Annotated in this window: 15 protein-coding genes; 8 read left to right on the top strand and 7 right to left on the bottom strand. The window is 60.9% G+C overall.

What is annotated here, in order from left to right; genetic code table 11:
- Window positions 1–45: 45 nt before the first annotated feature.
- Both MSNKSG1_RS13215 and MSNKSG1_RS13210 read left to right on the top strand, forming a co-directional pair.
- Complete coding sequence (locus tag MSNKSG1_RS13215; protein ID WP_008939784.1) at window positions 46–357, top strand: BrnT family toxin; 312 nt, start codon at window positions 46–48, stop codon at window positions 355–357.
- The gene (locus MSNKSG1_RS13210; protein WP_040886928.1) at window positions 332–604 is read left to right on the top strand and encodes a BrnA antitoxin family protein; all 273 of its coding nucleotides are present in this window, start codon (window positions 332–334) and stop codon (window positions 602–604) included. Before MSNKSG1_RS13215 ends, MSNKSG1_RS13210 begins: the two co-directional genes overlap by 26 nt.
- 105 nt (window positions 605–709) lie before the next feature.
- Here MSNKSG1_RS13210 and cysK read toward each other — a convergent pair whose 3' ends face one another.
- The 3 genes from cysK to MSNKSG1_RS13195 all read right to left on the bottom strand — a co-directional run bounded on the left by cysK (window position 710) and on the right by MSNKSG1_RS13195 (window position 2,700).
- The gene (gene cysK / locus MSNKSG1_RS13205) at window positions 710–1,681 is read right to left on the bottom strand and encodes a cysteine synthase A (RefSeq protein ID WP_008939782.1); all 972 of its coding nucleotides are present in this window, start codon (window positions 1,679–1,681) and stop codon (window positions 710–712) included.
- Between the two features lie 77 nt (window positions 1,682–1,758).
- Entirely contained in the window at window positions 1,759–2,196 is a 438-nt protein-coding gene (gene trxC / locus MSNKSG1_RS13200; protein WP_008939781.1) for a thioredoxin TrxC, read from the bottom strand.
- Between the two features lie 57 nt (window positions 2,197–2,253).
- Window positions 2,254–2,700 (bottom strand): methylglyoxal synthase, encoded by a 447-nt coding sequence (locus MSNKSG1_RS13195; protein WP_008939780.1) that lies wholly within the window; start codon window positions 2,698–2,700, stop codon window positions 2,254–2,256.
- Window positions 2,701–2,785: 85 nt separating this feature from the next.
- Here MSNKSG1_RS13195 and MSNKSG1_RS13190 point away from each other — a divergent pair, with 85 nt between their 5' ends.
- Entirely contained in the window at window positions 2,786–3,565 is a 780-nt protein-coding gene (locus tag MSNKSG1_RS13190; protein WP_008939779.1) for an ATP-binding protein, read from the top strand.
- A gap of 3 nt (window positions 3,566–3,568) precedes the next feature.
- Here the strand turns inward: MSNKSG1_RS13190 and MSNKSG1_RS13185 are convergent, their stop codons facing one another.
- From MSNKSG1_RS13185 to pdsR, 3 genes are read right to left on the bottom strand one after another with little or no spacing between them, the layout of a single operon-like run.
- Window positions 3,569–4,876: a DUF3422 family protein gene (locus MSNKSG1_RS13185; RefSeq protein WP_008939778.1), complete on the bottom strand. Its 1,308-nt coding sequence runs from the start codon at window positions 4,874–4,876 to the stop codon at window positions 3,569–3,571.
- Window positions 4,877–4,892: 16 nt separating this feature from the next.
- Window positions 4,893–6,917 (bottom strand): ATP-binding protein, encoded by a 2,025-nt coding sequence (locus tag MSNKSG1_RS13180; protein ID WP_008939777.1) that lies wholly within the window; start codon window positions 6,915–6,917, stop codon window positions 4,893–4,895.
- A gap of 3 nt (window positions 6,918–6,920) precedes the next feature.
- Window positions 6,921–7,622: a proteobacterial dedicated sortase system response regulator gene (gene pdsR / locus MSNKSG1_RS13175; RefSeq protein ID WP_008939776.1), complete on the bottom strand. Its 702-nt coding sequence runs from the start codon at window positions 7,620–7,622 to the stop codon at window positions 6,921–6,923.
- 173 nt (window positions 7,623–7,795) lie between these two features.
- On the opposite strand from pdsR, the gene MSNKSG1_RS13170 reads away from it, so the two are divergent.
- The 5 genes from MSNKSG1_RS13170 to MSNKSG1_RS13150 all read left to right on the top strand — a co-directional run bounded on the left by MSNKSG1_RS13170 (window position 7,796) and on the right by MSNKSG1_RS13150 (window position 12,021).
- On the top strand, window positions 7,796–9,922 hold the full coding sequence (locus MSNKSG1_RS13170) for a marine proteobacterial sortase target protein (protein WP_227498028.1): 2,127 nt from the start codon (window positions 7,796–7,798) through the stop codon (window positions 9,920–9,922).
- Window positions 9,919–10,521, top strand: a complete 603-nt coding sequence (locus MSNKSG1_RS13165) for a class GN sortase (protein ID WP_008939774.1) — start codon at window positions 9,919–9,921, stop codon at window positions 10,519–10,521. The genes MSNKSG1_RS13170 and MSNKSG1_RS13165 overlap by 4 nt, the downstream gene beginning before the upstream one ends.
- Before the next feature lie 51 nt (window positions 10,522–10,572).
- Entirely contained in the window at window positions 10,573–11,298 is a 726-nt protein-coding gene (locus MSNKSG1_RS13160) for a lysophospholipid acyltransferase family protein (RefSeq protein WP_008939773.1), read from the top strand.
- 73 nt (window positions 11,299–11,371) lie between these two features.
- Window positions 11,372–11,614: a GlsB/YeaQ/YmgE family stress response membrane protein gene (locus tag MSNKSG1_RS13155; RefSeq protein WP_008939772.1), complete on the top strand. Its 243-nt coding sequence runs from the start codon at window positions 11,372–11,374 to the stop codon at window positions 11,612–11,614.
- 2 nt (window positions 11,615–11,616) lie between these two features.
- Entirely contained in the window at window positions 11,617–12,021 is a 405-nt protein-coding gene (locus tag MSNKSG1_RS13150) for an MAPEG family protein (protein ID WP_008939771.1), read from the top strand.
- A gap of 48 nt (window positions 12,022–12,069) precedes the next feature.
- Here MSNKSG1_RS13150 and MSNKSG1_RS13145 read toward each other — a convergent pair whose 3' ends face one another.
- Window positions 12,070–12,510, bottom strand: a complete 441-nt coding sequence (locus MSNKSG1_RS13145) for an OmpA family protein (protein WP_008939770.1) — start codon at window positions 12,508–12,510, stop codon at window positions 12,070–12,072.
- Window positions 12,511–12,713: the final 203 nt, after the last annotated feature.

Genomic DNA, 12,713 nt, shown 5'->3' with positions numbered 1-12,713 from the left:
AGGTACCTCGTTAAATACATTTGTATATGATGATAATATACTATTATGATTGATTGGAGACATGTTACTGGTTTTGAGTGGGACGAAGGTAACTCCCGAAAAAACCTGGAGAAGCATGGCGTTGGCCAGTTTGAAGCGGAGGCGATTTTCTTTAATAAACCGCTTTTATTGTTAGAAGACTCGAAACATAGCCAGAGTGAGATCCGTTTTCATGCTTTGGGTGAGACTGATGTTGAAAGGCTACTCCACATTACTTTCACACTGAGGAACAATGGTTCCCTGATTCGGGTTATTTCCGCTCGCGACATGCACCGAAAAGAGAGGGCGATTTATGAGCAAGTTAAAAAGGATGCCTGAATTTAAAACCGAAGCAGAAGAGCGGGCATTTTGGGAAACCCACGATTCCTCTGATTACCTTGACTGGCGTCAGGCGCAATCCGCTTCTTTTCCGAGGTTGAAGCCCTCGACCAAGACCATTTCACTGCGATTGCCTGAAACTTTGCTTGATCGCATAAAAATTGAGGCGAACAAACGGGATATGCCTTATCAGTCGCTGATCAAAGCATGGCTTGCACGGGATGTGAATGAGAACCGCCGGTCCTGAGATTTTAAACGCGAATCCACGCCGCACCTACTTTGCTCGTGGAGACAGAAGCTCCATTCGGGCAAACGGCTGTGGCGCTAACCGGCACAACCGTTTGCCTTTAAATTACTGCACGTTCTCCAGTTCCCCAAACCGTTCCGCGAACAGTGCGGATGAGAGGTAGCGCTCGGCGGAGTCGGGCAGAACCACCACGATGTTCTTTCCCTTGTGTTCTGGCTGTTTGCTCACGCGGATGGCGGCTGCAACGGCTGCGCCGCAGGAGATGCCGCAGAGAATGCCTTCTTCCTGCATGAGGCGGTGCGCCATTTCCATGGCTTCTTCGTTCGAGATCGCTTCCACCTGATCCACCAGTTCGAGATCGAGGTTCTTCGGCACGAAGCCGGCGCCAATGCCCTGGATCTTGTGGGGGGCAGGCTTGGGATCTTCGCCGTTCATTACCTGGGTAATCACCGGTGAGTCGGTAGGCTCGACCGCCACGGTGGTGATCTGTTTGCCCCGGGTTTCCTTGATGTAGCGGGAGACGCCGGTGAGGGTGCCGCCGGTACCCACGCCCGCGACGAATACGTCCACAGCACCGTCGGTATCGTTCCAGATCTCCGGACCGGTGGTGTCTTCGTGGATGCGGGGGTTGGCCGGGTTCTGGAACTGTTGCGGCAGGAAATGGTTGTCCGGATCGGATGAAAATATTTCCTCGGCTTTGGCGATGGCACCCGCCATGCCTTTGGCCGGTTCGGTAAGGACCAGGTCGGCGCCCAGTGCCTTGAGGACTTTACGCCGCTCCAGGCTCATGGACGAGGGCATGGTGAGGATCAGTTTGTACCCCCGTGCGGCTGCGACGAACGCGAGGGCGATGCCGGTGTTGCCGCTGGTGGGTTCCACGATGGTCATGCCCGGCTTCAGGGTGCCGCGTTTTTCGGCGTCCCAGATCATGGCCGCGCCGATGCGGCACTTCACCGAATAGGCCGGGTTACGGCCCTCGATTTTGGCCCAGATGGTGGCGCCGTCGTTAACCCGGTTGAGCCGGACCAGGGGCGTGTTCCCGATGGACAGGGAGTTATCGTCGTAGATGTTGGCCATTGCGTTCTCCTTTTGCTTTTTGAGGCCATCATAGCACCCCGGCACCGGGCTGTTAGGGCTCTTGGCGATGATCTGGGTTAACCCAACTCGCTGTTGATCCAGGCGGAGAGTTGAGCTGCGGGCATGGCGCCACTCTTGCGCGCAATTTCCCGGCCGCCCTTGAACAGAATCATGGTGGGAATGCTGCGAATTCCGTATTGCGCCGAGGCCTGCTGGGCCTGTTCGGTGTTGACCTTGGCAAACGCGACCTTGCCGGCCCATTGCCGGGCGGCCTGTTCGAATTCCGGGGCCATGGCCTTGCACGGGCCGCACCAGCTGGCCCAGAAGTCCACCAGCACGGGCAGGTCGGACTGGCCGATATATTTGGCCATGGAGGCGTCATCCAGGTTGGCGACGTCGCCGTTCAGCAGGGGCTTCTTGCAGGCACCACAGCTGGGTTTGTCCGCCAGTCGGGCGGCAGGAACCCGATTGGTTCTCAGGCAGTGTGGGCACTTGATCTGGAGAGGGTCAGACATCGATAGGTCCTCGGTTAATCACTCTGTTACTTCAGATAGTGCCCGCCGGGGCTGAATTCAAGTCGGTGTCACGTTGCGGCCGGTGTAGTCGGAGAAGTCCGGCTTTTGCGGATGATGGGCGTCGTCGGTCATGTAGGCGGAGGTGAGGATGAATTCCGCGGTGGCCCGGTTGCAGGCAACGGGGATGTTCCACAGTGCGGCGATGCGCAGGAGTGCCTTGATATCGGGGTCGTGGGGCTGGGGTTCCAGCGGATCCCAGAAGAAGACCAGCAGGTCGATTTCACCTTCGGCGATCTTGGCGCCGATTTGCTGGTCGCCGCCGAGTGGGCCGCTGAGCAGGCAGGTGAGATCGTCGCGCCCCAGGCTGTCACGGAGCAGCCGTCCGGTGGTGCCGGTGGCATAGAGTCGCAGAGGAGCCAGGCGCGTGCGGTTGGCCCGTGCCCAGTCCACCAGTTCCTGTTTCTTGTTGTCGTGCGCCACCAGGGCGACGGATTTTACGGCCATTTGCGGTAAAGTCTCCTGTCTGGGAATGTCGATGTGCGCTCAGTGTTCCACAATGGCGCGGTACGCGAAACTGGAAAGAGGTTTTATGGAATCACCGACTTTTGACTGGCAACACACGCCGGCCGCTGTCTGGCGTCGGCATCGGTCCGGCTTGCGGGCGATTCGTCGGCTCGATCCGATCAGTTGGGACGACCTGACGGGGATTGACCGGCAGAAGCAGGCCCTGGCCCGAAACACCGAGCGGTTTCTCGCCGGGGAACCGTCCAACAATGCGCTGCTCTGGGGGTCACGGGGGACCGGGAAATCGTCCCTGATCAAGGCACTGCTGAACCGGTATCGGGAGCAGGGGCTCCGGATGATCGAAGTGGACAAGGACGATCTGGTCAACCTGCCCGAAATTGTCGACGACATTTGCGACCTGCCGTTCCGGTTCGTGATTTTTTGCGATGATCTCTCGTTCGATGTGGGCGAATCGGGTTACAAGGCGCTGAAAAGTGTGCTGGAGGGCTCGCTGGAGTTGCCGCCGGACAATGTGCGGGTGTTTGCCACGTCCAATCGCCGCCACCTGATGCCGGAGTTCATGAGCGACAACCTCAAGAGTGAAGTGCGGGATGGCGAGCTGCACCCGGCCGAGGCCATCGAGGAACAGGTGTCCCTGGCGGACCGGTTCGGCCTGCAGTTGTCCTTCTACCCGTTCCCTCAGGACGTCTACCTGCAAGCAGTGGATGCCCTGTTCCCGAACGTTCAGGATCGGGAAGCACTGCACCAGGAGGCGATCCGGTTCGCCACCGGCAAGGGTGTTCGCAATGGCCGGACGGCCCAGCAGTTCTACCGCCAGATGGCGGGGGATGCCCGCTTTATCTGATGCCTACTGGCGCCGGGCCATCCGGATAAACCGGTGATGGATGGTCCGGATTCCCAGGAATACCGCCACCATGACGACCGGGATGGCGATGCCGAGCACCAGGCTCTTGTTGAACACCAGGCCGGCGTCGTAGAGGGTGTCCAGGCCGAGCTTCAGCAGGCCGACCAGGTAGTAGGAAATCGCCACCACGGAGAACCCTTCTACCGTATGCTGCATCATGAGCTGGATGCGGGAGCGTCGATCCATGGAGGCCAGTAGCTGCTGGTTCTGGCTCTGGATGGCCATTTCCACGCGGGTGCGCAGCATATCGGAGGCGCGGTCCACACGTCGGGACAGGTCCTCCAGCCGTTCGCTGACCGCTTCGCAGGTTTTCACCGCCGGGGTCAGGCGCCGGGTCATGAATTCGGTCAGCGTGAGGTGTCCGGACAGCTCGTCTTCGCGCAGCTCGTCGAGCCGGGTCAGAACAAGCTGGTGGTAGGCCCGCGTGGCGGAGAAACGGAACGTGGAATGGGCCCGGAAAGCCTCAATGCGGGCGGCGATGTGGCTGAGCTCCTTCAGCAGCCCCGGTTCGTCCACCGCCTGATTGTCCGCCAGTGCCTGGTTGATGGTGGCCAGCTGCTGGTCCATGTCGTTCAGGAATGGCGAAATATCACGGGCCACCGGCAAGGCCAGCAGGGACATTAACCGGTAGGTCTCTATCTCCATCAGGCGTTGGGTGAGTCGCCCCAGCTGGCTGTCCGACATCTCGTGATTGAGCACCATGAACCGGCCGAAGCCGTCGCTGTGTAGCCGGAACGTGCCCCATACCCGTGCGGCCCCTTCCTGAGGGCTGCTTCCCACCAGCCTCAAACCTTCGAAATGCTGGCGAACGTAGGCCAGGTCGTCTTCCGCATCGTTGGAGGAGGGGCGTATCTCTACGTGAAAGGCGGCAATCACGGTGCCGGCGAGCTGCGCCAGCCAACCCTCGGGCAGGGGCGAGATGCCGGTTTCCGCGAACGGCTCCCGTTCAGATTCGGTGAGGTTGGTGAAGGTGTAGGAGGCGAATTCCATGTGCATTTCACGCCGTACCCGTAACGTGCCGAAGGTCTTCTCGAAGCACCCCACGTCTTCAGCGGGTTCGGGATAGCCAAGCTGGCGGTGCAACTGACACAGATGCTCGAACTGCTGCTGTTTCTGCTCCGGCGTGGTCAGAACGGCGATCTGGGTCACCCGGGCCCGCGTTGGCAGTACCTGGAACGGGCGTGAATGCAGCTCGTTGTAGAGCGTCTGTCTCAGGGGGTGGACGTCCAGTTGATTCAGTGGCGTGCTCACAAGGCGTTCCGGTGCTTCAGGTGGGTGTGTTGGGGATAATAACCCGGAAGCGGACACCGTCAATGCGACCAAGGGACTCATTGGCTGCCTCCACACGGCCACCATGGTAGTCGGCAATCAGGCGCACAATCAGCAGGCCCTGGCCAAGGTGGCCTTCGCCATTGCCGTCACGGTGCGACACGAAGGCGCCGAAGATGTCTGCAGAGTCGCCGCCCGGAAGCTGTGAGCCCTCGTTGAACACCGACAGCTCGAGTTGGCCGGGTACGGATTTGAGAGTGACTTCAATCAGTCCCTGCTGCGGCGTGAAATCCCGTGCGTTGTCCACCAGTTTGTCGAGCAGTTGCACCATGTGTTCCGGTGAGCCGAGCATGGGGCAGCCCTGTGTCGGCCCCTGATACCGGATGACATGCCCGGGATCGAGACTCTGGTAGGCGCTGGTGGCCTCTGCGGCGACCTCGGCGAGGTCGAAGGGTTCCTTGTCGGCATGGTCAAAGCTCTGTTCCAGTCTGGCGGCTTCACTCATGCCGTGGAGTATCTGCTGGAGCCGTTGGGTGGCTGTGCTCGCGCGGTCGAGGTACTGCTGGCGCTCCTCGTCGGATTCGGCGTGGCTCAGGTTTTCCAGTGAGGAGCGGACCACCGCCACGGGTGTTTTCAGTTCGTGGGACAGTCGTCGGGAAAAACTTTCCAGGTAGCGGTTGTAGCCGTGAAGGCGCTGCACCATCTGGCCGAAGTGCGCCTGCAGCTGCCCCAGTTCGTCGCCCGCCCTTGGCAGTGGCAGGGTGCCGGTGATGCGTCCGTCCTCGTCCACGGTATCGTTCACCAGCTTCTGGAGCCGGGTGATGCGCCAGGACAGCCAGCTGGCATAGCCGAGCAGCACCAGGGTCAGACTGACAATGATCAGCGTGCTCCGGGCAATCACCGACCCCAGGGTCGAGCCGGACAGACTCAGGAGCTGATCGATGGATTGTTCCAGGACCAGGGTGCGACCACCGAACAGGGATTGGGTGGTCAGGAGCCAGCGACTGCCGTCCGGATGCCGCACCAGACCTTCCCCGGGCAAATGGGCGGTTTGCAGCTGGCGTTCCCCGGTGTCGATCTGTTCGGGGTCCGGCTGGTAAAACTGGATCAGCTGACGCAGGGCATTCAAGCTGATCTGTTCAATCACCTGCATAGGGGTGAGGCTGTCAAAATCGGGCGAGGGCGTGTCCGGAGGACGGTCTGTATCGGCGATCACCCAGCCTGCCGGCTCGACGATTCGGGCCTTTTGGCCGGAACTGAGCTGGCGGAGCAGGGCCCGTTCCAGCGCAGCGTCGGGTTGGAACAGAACCGGTAACGGCGAGGTACCGGTTCCGGACGCCTGTGATTCCCCCCAGCGTGCCTCGAAGCCGAGGCGCGAGTAGGCCGCAGGCAGGGGCATTTGCAGTTCCAGCTGCCAGCCGCCGGCGACCGCCTGCCAACCGCCCTTGATCCGATAGTCGGGCCGGTAGGGCCGAGGCTCACGAAGGGCGTAAAGCTCACCCGGGGCGGAAGGCCTCAGAAGCCAGTTGTTGCGTTCCGATGTTGCGTCCACCCGGACTGCGGAGGGTTGCAGCCAGAGTTGGACGCGGTCATGGGGTTGTTCGGGGGTACCGGGGTTATAGAACGAGGTGGGGTGGCCAAGACGTAACAGCAGATAGAGGTACTGACCTTCGCTGGCGGCCTGCCACTTGAGGGCTGGTGTGCCCGGCGCGCTGTCAGATGCCGTCTGCCAATTCTGGGCACTGCCGTTTTCATCGTAACCGGGCCAGTCGGCGGCATAACCATCCAGCTCCATGGGCTGGTCTACGGGGGTGACATACAGAACCGGCGTATCGCTGGTGACCGGTGGAATGCCTACGAGCTGGTCGCCGGCCAGATCAGCGAGCCGTTTTGCCTGGTTTTCCAGTTGCTGGCTGGCCTGGTCCCGCAGGGCGGTATCCAGTTCAAGTACGAACTTCAGGCCTGCCCAGGGAATGAGCAGCATCAGCAAGCTGGCGATGAATAGCTGGCGTTTGAGGCTCAACGGTCAGGCCTCATGGGCATTCCAGCGATAGCCCATGCCGTAGGCGGTCTGGATGCCATCGAAATCGTGGTCCAGTTGGGCAAATTTCCGTCGAATCCGCTTGATGTGGGAGGTCACGGTGTTGTCATCGAGAACGGTACTGGCCGCCTCCATGAGCTGATCCCGGCTGCGAACGTGGCCAGGATGCCGGGCAAGGGAATGGAGCATCCAGAATTCGGTAACGGTCAGGTCCACGGGCTGTTCGTTCCAGGCGACAGTCATCCGGTCAACGTTGAGGGTCAGTCGGCCCCGGTGCAGGATTTCGTCCGGTTTCTGCAGTGCCTGGGCCCAGGCGTCGGCCCGTCGCAGTAGTGCGGTGACCCGGGCCAGCAGATGGTCGATGCTCATGTCCTTGGTCACATAGTCGTCGGCGCCCAGGCGCAGGCCGTGGACCGTGTCTATGTCACTGTCCCGCGCGGTCAGGAAGATAATCGGAAGCGTCATCGACAAGGCACGAAGGTCCTGACACAGCGTGAATCCACCCTCGGGCTCTTCGCCGAGACCCACATCGATGATGGCCAGGTCCGGCAGTTCTTGCCGAAGCGCCTGGTAGGCCGATGCCCGATCACCGAACGCCGACACGCGATAGCCCCGGCGTTCGAAGGCGGCTCTGTAATTGTCCCGGATGCCCGGTTCGTCCTCGATCAGAACAATGTGCTTTTTCATGGGTCCCTGCTGTGGTTCCTGACTGCCCTTATTTAACCACGCCGTTGGATCAGAACAAGAACCGGGTCGGCCACTGCCACAATTGATCATATTTCGCCGCCGGATTGTCGCAGTCTGCCACGGTATCTGCCTTCGGGCTTGCTGAAATCATTGCCATCCATGGGATTCACCAAATGAAGGATGTTGCGATGATGCTTTCCCTGAACCTGTTGCGGATGGACCGGAACAATATACGCGCCTCGCGAAGGCTGCGCCGGCTGGTGGAGGGAATCACCCTCTGGCTGGCGTTTCTGATGTTGCTGTTTGTCCAGCCCCTTTATGCCGACGCGGCCCCTGCGGACGATGGTGAAGCCGGCCTATTGCGTTTCGTCGACGCCAACGGGCGTTATCAGCAACCGGCGCTGGTGCTCGGTAGCCAGTTCGACGTCACCGTCAGCGGGATGATTGCGCAGACGCGACTGGTGCGACGCTTCCGTAACACCAGCAACCAGTGGCAGGAAGGCGTGTTCGTGTTTCCGCTGCCGGACAAAGCCAGCGTGAACGATCTGGCAATGGTGGTCGGTGAGCGCCGGATTGAGGGGAAGGTGAGGCCTCGGCTCGCAGCCCGGAAGGAGTACGCCCGGGCGAAACAGACCGGGCGCCAGGCTGTGAATGTCGAACAGCAGCGTCCCAATCTGTTCACCGCCCGGGTGGCGAACATTCCCCCGGGAGAGACAGTCACAATCGATATAGCGTATCAGCAGCCCGTCCAGTACCGGAATGGCATTTTTGAGCTGCGCTTGCCCACGACCCTGACACCCCGCTATATGCCGGGCCCGCCGATCGCGGAAGCCCAGCCCGATCAGTGGCAGTCCGGTTGGGCGCTGGCCACACAGTCGGTGCCGGACGCGGGAGCCATCAGCCCGTATACCGTCACGCCGGCCGATGTTGCCCCCGATAGTCACCGGGCGGATATCGATGTGGTGATTCACGCCGGTGTGCCGTTGTCCTCAATCACCAGTCCCAGCCATTCGCTGGACACACGCCGCGATGGCGGCACGGTTCGAGTGTCCCCAAGTGGGCATGCGGTGCTGATGGACCAGGATTTCGTGCTCCGCTGGCAACCAGCGCAGGATTACGCGCCCGTCGCCGCCGTATTCCACGATCGTTTCGAAGGCGAGGACTACCTGATGACCATGGTGCTGCCGGGCAAAACCGGCCAGAAGCCGCTGCCCCGGGATCTGGTCTTTGTCATCGATACTTCCGGGTCGATGGCCGGTGAGTCCATTCGACAGGCCCGGTCGGCGCTGGACCGGGGGTTGGCTACCCTGCGTGCCGGTGATCGATTCAACGTTATCCAGTTCAACAGTCAGCCGCATGCCCTGTTTATGGAACCGGTGGCGGCCAATGCCAACAATCTCGCCCGTGCACAACGCTATGTGCAAAACCTGAGTGCGGATGGCGGTACCGAAATGGCATCGGCCCTGGCACTGGCCCTCGGTTCGTCAGCCGCCGGGAAAGAGACGGAAGCGGGCCGGGTACGACAGGTGGTATTCATGACCGACGGAGCGGTTGGCAATGAAGCGGCGTTGTTTCGCCAGATTCGGGCCCAGCTTGGTTCCCAACGATTGTTTACGGTCGGCATCGGTTCCGCGCCGAACCAGCATTTCATGAGGGAGGCGGCCAAATGGGGGCGGGGCACCTATACCTCCGTGGGCGACCCCTCGGATCTGGAGGGGCCGTTGAGGGCTTTGTTTGCGGCCATGTCCTCGCCGGTTCTGACCGATATTCAAACGTCGTGGCCTGCTGGCGCAGAGGCCTATCCGGCACGGCCGGGGGACCTGTTTCAGGGTGAACCGCTCATTCAGGTGGCCAAGGGGATTCCGGCCAGTGGCACGCTGACAGTCTCCGGGCTCAGTCCGGATGGAGAGCGCTGGTCGCGAACCCTGGACCTTCAGCAGGCCGCTCCGGCTCAGGGACTGCACCGTCGGTGGGCCCGGGCCCGGATCGACAGTCTGCTCGATCAGGCGGAGCTGTCGAACCAGGAGCCCGACAAGGCAGAGATTACCCGGCTCGCGATGGCCCACACACTGGCTTCGCCCTACACCAGTTTCGTGGCAGTGGATACTACGCCTGTGAGGGCGGCGGACGTGCCCCTGGAAAGCCAGAGCGTACCCACACTGCTTCCCAAAGGCAGTCAGGCAGGCATGCTTCGGTACCCGCAAACGGCCACCCTGGCGCCCTTGTTGATGGCTATTGGGCTGGTGGGTGTGATGTTTTCCCTGGCCATTGCCCTCCTGCGTCGGAGGGTCATGGCATGAATCGCTGGCTGCTCAGTCTGTTCACGAGCTCGGCGACGGTGCTGGTGTTCGGTCTATGGATACCGCTCAAAGCGTTGGTGGCCCAGGAACTGCTCGAACTGGCCTGGGCCGAGACGCAGGCCCGTCAGACTGACACCCGGCCCTGGCCCTGGGCGGACACATGGCCAGTAGCGCGAATGAGCTGGCCCGACCTGTCGGAGTCCATGATTGTGCTTGAGGGGGCATCCGGCGAAAGTCTGGCGTTTGGCCCCGGTCGCCTCCTGGGAAGTGATCGGGGGCCGGGACCGATCGTGATCGCCGGTCATCGGGACACGCATTTCCGGCACCTGAAAGCCCTCGAGGCAGGAAGCGCTATCCGGCTGCAGGCACGATCCGGGGCCTGGCAGGAGTTCCGGGTGACGGATACGCAGGTGGTGGACAGCCGTTCGGGCAGGATCGATGCCGGCCGTTTGCCCGCTGGCACCCTGATGCTGGTGACCTGCTATCCGTTCGACACCCTGGAACCGGGCGGTCCGCTGCGTTACGTCGTGACGGCCCATGCCGGCGGGGCCCTGGCTGGCCAACGGCTGGAACAAATTGATACTGTTGCGGGACTATAACCCTGGCGTACACTTGTACGCTTTGTCTGATAGCAGAGATCGGTTTATTACATGGGTGTTCTGAGAAAATTCCTGGCCTGGCTGAGCGTGCCGGTAGTCTGTCTGTTTGCGTTGTTGCTGTACTGCGCGCGCCCCTTCAATCCGGATAACAACCGTTTGCTGGGCTGGACAGTTGCACGGGTCGGGCGGTGTCTCCTCGGTATGAAGCGTCCGGTGCAAGGCCGGGAGAATATGCCACTGGATCGGCCAACCGTTGTTATTGCCAACCACCAGCATAACGACGATTTGTTCATTATGGGCGACCTGTTACCACCCCGTACGGTCACCGTTGGCAAGTCTTCCCTGGTCTGGGTCCCGTTCTTTGGCCAGGTGTTCTGGCTGGGCGGCAATGTGGTATTGAACCGGTCGCGGTCGCAGAAAGCCGTCGCCATCATGCAGACCGTCGGCGACACCCTTGCCCATGACGGAAAAAGCCTCTGGGTGTTCCCGGAAGGCACTCGCAGTCATGGCAAGGGGCTCGGCTCCTTCAAGAAGGGCGCGTTCCACGCTGCTATTGCTTCCGGTGCTCCCATCACCATGGTGTGCGCCAGTGAGTACGCGGATCGGTCCAGCGGTCTCAGTGGCCGTCGAGAGCCGGTGGCTGTCCGCATTCTGCCTCCGGTCGAGACCCGGGGATTGACGCCGGCGGACCTGCCCGACCTGATGGCCCGGTGTCATCAGCAGATGGCCGACGCGATTGCCTCCATCACCCCGGCCTCTTCCGTTCGAAGTGCTTGAAGCAAAGCGTGGAACAGGGCAGTCTTTGCGGGGTCCTCATGTAACGTGAATCATCCTCAGGGAGAGGCAAACAATGAACCTGATTCTGTTTCTGATTATTGGCGGCGTGGCAGGCTGGCTCGCCGGTCTGATCATGAAGGGACGTGGATTTGGCGTCCTGGCGAACATTGGCATCGGTATTGTGGGCTCGATGATCGGCGGATTTTTGTTCGGCCTGTTTCAGCTCTCGGCCCATGGTGCACTTGGGCGCCTGGTGACCGCCACCGTCGGGGCGGTGCTGCTTCTGGCGATTGTGAATAAAATCAAAAAGGGCTGAACATGATCGTACCCGTCACTGGAGTATTCGCGGCTGTCCTCGGCCTTTTGTTGCTGGTGCTCTCCGGCCAGGTAGTAAAGTATCGGCTGAAGTACCGAAAGGGCCTCGGCGTGAACGACGACCAGGATTTTGAGGCGGCCGTCCGGGCCCACGCCAATCTGGTGGAATACGCCCCCCTGGGCCTTCTGATGCTTGGGTTTGCCGAGTTGAATGGTGTGTCCGGCGCATTGATCTACTGGACCGGCATGGCGCTGGTGGTTGGCCGTATTCTGCACGCGTTTGGCATGATCAATGGCCGGGGCGGCCCCCACAAGGCCCGCATGATTGGCATTCTGCTGACCTGGCTGTCGATTCTGGTGGCGGCGCTGTTGCTACTCTGGAATGTCTGGCAGGTTTACGGCGGCTGATCGGCCGCCCAGACGGGGGAAGTTTCCCCCGTCAGTTTGAGATCGTTCCTAGAGTGCCTGTGCCATATCCTGGCTCAGGTACTCAAGTTCGACCCGTCGATTGGCAGCGTGGTCCTCGGGACGCGCCAGCGGTCGGGTAGAGCCCCAGTGAGCCAGCAGAATCTGGTTTTCCGCTACACCTTCCTGCATCAGAAGCTTCGCGACCGAGTGCGCCCGCAAACGGGACAGAAACCGGTTGTAGTCCTCCCCGCCGAAATTGTCGGAGTGTCCGTGAACCCGAACCTTCAGCCCGGGGTATTGCCGGAGGTACGCAGCGTGCTGTCGAATCATCGCCAGGTCCTCGGTACCGGGCGCATGACGGTTGAAACCGAAATGGAATTTGAGCCGGTGGGGCCTGTGATCCGGAGCGCTGGCCATCGCCGACATGAAACCAGAGGCCACTGCGGCCTTTGCGAGCAGTTCCGGGGTGTCTAAAACAAGTACGGTCATGTGCAGTATCCTTGATCTCAATATCCGGTTGTTCTTGTTATTCCCGCTTACTATTCGTCGTGGCGGGAACAACGGCAATAGGCGAATGGTCGATAAGACATTGGTGCATTCCCTGGCAGGTACCGATTGAATGTCATTTCTGTGACTGTCTTGTGACGGCCATCCCCATAGCCTGTATTTGAGCGCGAAAAACAGGCAGCGCT

It is taken from the genome of Marinobacter santoriniensis NKSG1, assembly GCF_000347775.1.
GTDB lineage: Bacteria > Pseudomonadota > Gammaproteobacteria > Pseudomonadales > Oleiphilaceae > Marinobacter > Marinobacter santoriniensis.
The sequence above is the reverse complement of the archived record's forward strand: the minus strand, read 5'-3'. Positions and strand labels throughout refer to the sequence as shown.

Coding starts and splice junctions, on each gene's coding strand:
- MSNKSG1_RS13215 (WP_008939784.1), top strand. CDS start 46: ATGATTGATTGGAGACATGTTACTGGTTTTGAGTGGGACGAAGGTAAC.
- MSNKSG1_RS13210 (WP_040886928.1), top strand. CDS start 332: ATGAGCAAGTTAAAAAGGATGCCTGAATTTAAAACCGAAGCAGAAGAG.
- cysK (WP_008939782.1), bottom strand. CDS start 1,681: ATGGCCAACATCTACGACGATAACTCCCTGTCCATCGGGAACACGCCC.
- trxC (WP_008939781.1), bottom strand. CDS start 2,196: ATGTCTGACCCTCTCCAGATCAAGTGCCCACACTGCCTGAGAACCAAT.
- MSNKSG1_RS13195 (WP_008939780.1), bottom strand. CDS start 2,700: ATGGCCGTAAAATCCGTCGCCCTGGTGGCGCACGACAACAAGAAACAG.
- MSNKSG1_RS13190 (WP_008939779.1), top strand. CDS start 2,786: ATGGAATCACCGACTTTTGACTGGCAACACACGCCGGCCGCTGTCTGG.
- pdsR (WP_008939776.1), bottom strand. CDS start 7,622: ATGAAAAAGCACATTGTTCTGATCGAGGACGAACCGGGCATCCGGGAC.
- MSNKSG1_RS13170 (WP_227498028.1), top strand. CDS start 7,796: ATGAAGGATGTTGCGATGATGCTTTCCCTGAACCTGTTGCGGATGGAC.
- MSNKSG1_RS13165 (WP_008939774.1), top strand. CDS start 9,919: ATGAATCGCTGGCTGCTCAGTCTGTTCACGAGCTCGGCGACGGTGCTG.
- MSNKSG1_RS13160 (WP_008939773.1), top strand. CDS start 10,573: ATGGGTGTTCTGAGAAAATTCCTGGCCTGGCTGAGCGTGCCGGTAGTC.
- MSNKSG1_RS13155 (WP_008939772.1), top strand. CDS start 11,372: ATGAACCTGATTCTGTTTCTGATTATTGGCGGCGTGGCAGGCTGGCTC.
- MSNKSG1_RS13150 (WP_008939771.1), top strand. CDS start 11,617: ATGATCGTACCCGTCACTGGAGTATTCGCGGCTGTCCTCGGCCTTTTG.
- MSNKSG1_RS13145 (WP_008939770.1), bottom strand. CDS start 12,510: ATGACCGTACTTGTTTTAGACACCCCGGAACTGCTCGCAAAGGCCGCA.